6 protein-coding genes are annotated in these 5,004 nt (G+C 26.3%); 1 reads left to right on the forward strand and 5 read right to left on the reverse strand.

From position 1 onward, the window contains the following. Positions 1–151: 151 nt before the first annotated feature. Entirely contained in the window at positions 152–409 is a 258-nt protein-coding gene (locus CJ670_RS04325; protein ID WP_105927209.1) for a hypothetical protein, read from the forward strand. Between the two features lie 223 nt (positions 410–632). Here the strand turns inward: CJ670_RS04325 and CJ670_RS10810 are convergent, their stop codons facing one another. The 5 genes from CJ670_RS10810 to CJ670_RS04345 all read right to left on the reverse strand — a co-directional run bounded on the left by CJ670_RS10810 (position 633) and on the right by CJ670_RS04345 (position 4,788). After that, positions 633–797 carry a hypothetical protein gene (locus CJ670_RS10810; protein ID WP_165785179.1) on the reverse strand — a complete coding sequence of 55 codons (165 nt, stop codon included), beginning with the start codon at positions 795–797 and terminating at the stop codon, positions 633–635. Between the two features lie 6 nt (positions 798–803). Further along, entirely contained in the window at positions 804–1,571 is a 768-nt protein-coding gene (locus tag CJ670_RS04330; RefSeq protein WP_105938994.1) for a hypothetical protein, read from the reverse strand. Between the two features lie 10 nt (positions 1,572–1,581). Next, positions 1,582–2,535 carry a replication initiation protein gene (locus CJ670_RS04335; RefSeq protein ID WP_105938995.1) on the reverse strand — a complete coding sequence of 318 codons (954 nt, stop codon included), beginning with the start codon at positions 2,533–2,535 and terminating at the stop codon, positions 1,582–1,584. 479 nt (positions 2,536–3,014) lie between these two features. Further along, a complete protein-coding gene (locus CJ670_RS04340; protein ID WP_105938996.1) occupies positions 3,015–4,361 on the reverse strand; it encodes a hypothetical protein in 1,347 nt (448 codons plus the stop codon). Next, positions 4,342–4,788, reverse strand: a complete 447-nt coding sequence (locus CJ670_RS04345; RefSeq protein ID WP_105938997.1) for a hypothetical protein — start codon at positions 4,786–4,788, stop codon at positions 4,342–4,344. Before CJ670_RS04345 ends, CJ670_RS04340 begins: the two co-directional genes overlap by 20 nt. Positions 4,789–5,004: the final 216 nt, after the last annotated feature.

Raw genomic sequence — 5,004 nt, forward strand, 5'->3', positions numbered from 1 at the left:
ACATCTAGTAGTGCGCACTACTAGATGTAAACATCATAGTGCTAGAATTATATCATTTATTTTCACAAGTTCCAATAAATAATATAATCTTAGATTGACATATTAATTTTCTTTAATTATAATTTATCCTATAAAATAAAAAGGGGTATTTATGGCTAAGCAAAAATTCAAACTAAGTTCAAGTATTTTTATTGATGAATACGAAAAAGAAATTGAGTTATCAACTAAAAGAAATATTGAAAGATTAGAAGATGATAAAGCAATAAGAAAAGCTCATACTAAAATTGTTGATGTTTTAAAATCTGAAAATCAAAATGATAATATATATCTATCGTTTGAAGTGTATAATAATTTAGTGAAAAAATTAAAAGAAGAGAAGTTAAAAAAAGCTGCTGCTAAATCTTTATAAATGTTTGTTGGATATAATGTAGTTATGAGGTTATGCCAAAGGGTCTGAACCTCTGGCATAAATTCTACCTCTGAAACGAGGTGAGCTTATTTGCCTAATTTATTCATCATTGTAATTATACTATGTTTCATCATAGTTATCAAGGCTTACTAGCCTTGCCCCTTTTGGGGTTACTTTGATGTTAAATTCCCCTTTGGCTTATTCTATTTATCGCTATGTTTTTCTAGTCTATATAGATTTCATCATCAAAAGTTATATCCATATCATCATTTTGTAATGATTGCCAAAGTGGTCTTAGTACTTCTTGTGAAAATCCTTTCTCTTCTTTATCGGCAAAAATCCTATTAAATTTATTTGTGTATTCTTCTAGTGTTATATCTTTGTTCATTGTTTTTTAATCCCTTTTTGCTAGTCTTAAATACATTTTCATAGTTTTAATTTCATCTTCAAAACCTTGATGTTTTTCTAAATCTTCTATAAATGCAACAAGGTCATCTTCTTGATAGTCTGATAAATTCCAAACATCAAAATATTCAAGCCACCCAAAATACAATTTTTTTAAGTATTGTTTATTTTTTTCTAAAATTTCTTTTTCCATTTTATTTTCCTTGTTATCGTTTATAATAATCAAATGCTCTCTAAGATATGGGTATCTTCTTATATAGTTATAAGCTATGATTTCTATATCAAATCTTTCAATAGAAGTTAATTTGTATCTATAAAGGCTTTCTAGTTCCTGATAATCTTCATCTTTTATTACATCATTTTTAATAGTAAATTTTGGATTTCTTTTGTTCTTTCTTTTATTTTCTCTTTTTAGTTCTTTATCAATTTCTATTAATCTTCTTATAAAAGTATTTTTCAGTCTTTCTCTAAGCTGTACATCATTTCTACTTTTAGTAATTTTTACAAGTGGTTTGCTAGAAAATTGAAGTCCAAAATTTTTTAATTTTTCTACATTTTCTAAATAGTTATCTATCTCAAAAATTCCTATACTCCAACAACCTTTTAATGGATTTCCTGTATATTTATCTGTTAATTTCGTTCTTTGCCATTTTGCAAAAAAACCGTTGTTATTGCAAAATTCCATTACTTCATCAAATTTTGAATAATCTAGTATTTCATTATCTTTAAACCAATAAAATAAAATATTCTGTTTCATTAAATTCCCCCTAAAAATCAAATCTTTTTTGTTTCAAAGCCATAATTTGGTTTTGATGTGTAAATAAATAGTTCCATAACTGTTTGGCTTCGGCTTTGCCAAATTTAACATTTCCTAGCATATCTATTAAGTAGCCCTCTTCTGTACATTGTAAGGCAATTTTTCCAGTAAATTTTTTAGTCCTGTAATTTTCTATTTCTAATAAAAACTCATTAAAATATTGAGTTCTAATATATTTAATAAATGCCAATTCATCAGTCATAAATCTCTCTGTTTCTTTTTCTCTTTCCCAAGTAAAACGGAATTTTTTATCAATATCTAGCCAATTAACTGTTATCTCTTTACCAGTGATTTTTTTTATTTCATTTAAACCACGATTTATACTTCTTTCCATTTGTGAAATAAATTTATAACCTGTTCCAAATTTATTATTTAATTCATCTAGTGAAAAATCTTGATAAGTAAGTTCTAGTGGAATTTCCTCTCTCTTAGCATTTTTATATCGTAGATATATTTCATAAATTACTAAGCCGTATTTAGTTTTAAACTGATTAGATACTGATAAATCAATCGTTGTGTAATGTTTTTTTTGTTTTAAACCTTGAAGTAATTTATCAGATAATTTAATTTCTATATAATTTTTATCATCTGTATAGATTGTCGCTTCGCTTAAAAATGGAGCTGATAACCATTTTATCCCTCTGCCTTTATATTCAAAGTTTCTAAGTTCTATCGGTTGCTGTAAAATCTTTATCCCGTCCGATATCATCTGCTTAGTTTTGCCACTATTAGAAGTCATACCCAAAAGAGCTGCTAAATCATTTATAGCTATTTTGAAAGTATCTCCCTCTTGTTCATATTTGTAATATAAAGCATTTACCAGTTTATTTGCTACTAATTTTCTATCGGGAATATTACCATCTGTTAAAGCATTATTTTTATGCACTAATAAGTTCAAATCCATCTAAGCACCTTTTGACAAATATATATAAAATTATACTATCATCATTTTTATTTGTCAATAGGTGCAATATGACAAATATTAAGCACCATATGGGAAATTTTTTTACAAATATTAAGCACCATATGACAAATTTTTTTACAAATATTAAGCACCATATGACAAATATTAAGCACCATATGACAAATAAAAGTGCTTCTAGCTACTATAAAATGGGCTTTTTTTGTGTCCGTAATTCTTAAAGATTTATTTAGACTATAAAAAGAAGAAAAAAAGAAATACTTTTTTCCTTTTCTTGCCTTTAAAAAGATAGAGATTTTAATTAAATTTCTCGTCCCGTTTTTGTTACTTTTCTCGTCCCATATTTGTTACTTTTCTCGTCCCATATTTGTTACTTTTCCGTCCCATATTTGTCATTTTTGAATGACAAAAAAATCAATTTGTTGTTATCTAGTTAAATAGGCACGAACTATATCAGGTACTTACCCCTTATCTATTCTATGAATTTTATTTGATGTAGATGATTTAGCTAAAATCTCTTTTAAATCCTTTGGATTAGATTTAAGTATCTCTTCTAAAGTTTGAGCTTTATTAGGAGTAGTTGTTATATCTTTTTTTTGCTGTTTAGTTGAGAGTTGTTCTAATACACCTGTGCTAAGAACTTTGTTTTGTTCTTCTAATCTCTCTATTTTTTTATCTTTATTAAAATTAGAATTTAAAAGCTCTTTGTTTTTCTCTTTAAGTTCTGATATTTCAGTATCTTTGGACTTAATAATATCTTCATAAAACTTTTTCGCTTTTGCTTTTGCAAGTTCAAAAAGTTTATTAAACTGATTAAAAAAAGATTTATTAATATTTTGAAATAAGCTGTTAGGCTCGTTTATTATGTGCAGCTCTTTATCTTCGGACTTCAATAGTCCAGTTTTAACTGTTACTATTTCTTTTTTTATATGGTTTTGCATAGATATAGTTAAATCGCTCGTAAACTGCTTTAAAACTTCTTTTTCTTTTTCAGGGATAGATTTATCATCTAAAACGATTTCGTTCGTTTTAGGTGCTTTATCTTGCTTTAAATCATCTAATTTTTTTAATAACTCTTCATATTCTGCTTTTTCATTTTTTACTTTAGAGTTTAAAGAGTGGAGTTCTCTTTTTTGTTCAGCTGTTAAATTTTCAAGACTTGTGATAGTTTTTTGCATTTCTTTAAAACTATATTTTAACTCCGTGTTCTCTTGTTTAACTTCCTTGAGTTCTCTTTGAAGTTCTTTTGTTTTCTCTTCTACTTCCTGCATAGCTCTTTTGTATTGTCTATGGTCTAATCTAACTTTTTGAGAGTTCTCCTCTCCTCGTTCCATACCTAGACAATTTGCTACATCTGTTTGAAGTTTTCTCATTACATCTTTATCTCTTTTAATCGTGATATGCTTATCAAAATCATAGTTAGAAAAAACAATATGAGCGTGATAATTTATTTTCTCTTCTCCAGTTTTGTCAATATGCCCCTCGTCTCTATGAATAGCAATATGTAAAACTTTCATTTGATAATCTTTATCTAGCATTTCAGACAATTTTTTTAAATCTTCCATTGTGTGATTTTCATTTAGATTTACAACTGCTTCACGAATAGGAGTTGCTTTTGTATTTAATTTTCTACCGTGATTTAATTTATAATCTTCATAGATAGCTTTTCTAGTTTCACTAATTGAAGCTATCCTATGATATTCGTTTACATCATCATTTTTAAGAGCATAAGCAACATCAAATATTCTTTCGTTGTGTATGATTGCATTTCCTGATGATGGTTGAATATTAATTGATGATATTGCCATTTATTAACCTCGTTTCTAATTCATATTTTAAAACTTCACTTACTGTTGATACTTCATCTTGATTTATATTTTCGATAAACCAATAATGCCCGTACATATTTTTTAATATTTTATTTCCTCTTGAGTTTGTTTCAAGTTTTCTTTTTATTTTTTCTATCAAGTTATTTTGTTTAAATAAAGTTCCTTGAAAATAGTATATGTTTTTCTCTTTATCGTAATTTGTTTTTAATGGAATAAACTCGTATGAACTGTTATATTTTAAAGTTCCATTCTCAAGTGATAATAAATCTTTATAATGTTTTTTTGCTAATTGTAAAAGTAAAATATCAAATTCATTATTTAGTTTATTTATCTCATATTTTTTAATAGAAATATTCTTATCAATATTAACTAAACTATCATATAAGCTATTCTCATTATTTTGCATAGATTAATCCTTAGTATGTATTAATTTTTTTTTGCGTAACTTGTGGAGTAAAAAAAACGCACTGATGTTTACATCTAGTAGTGCGCACTACTAGATGTAAACATCATAGTGCTAGAATTATATCATTTATTTTCACAAGTTCCAATAAATAATATAATCTTAGATTGACATATTAATTTTCTTTAATTATAATTTATCCTATAAAATAAAAAGGGG

Origin of the sequence: Arcobacter cryaerophilus gv. crypticus (assembly GCF_002993025.1) — a bacterium.
GTDB lineage: Bacteria > Campylobacterota > Campylobacteria > Campylobacterales > Arcobacteraceae > Aliarcobacter > Aliarcobacter cryaerophilus_B.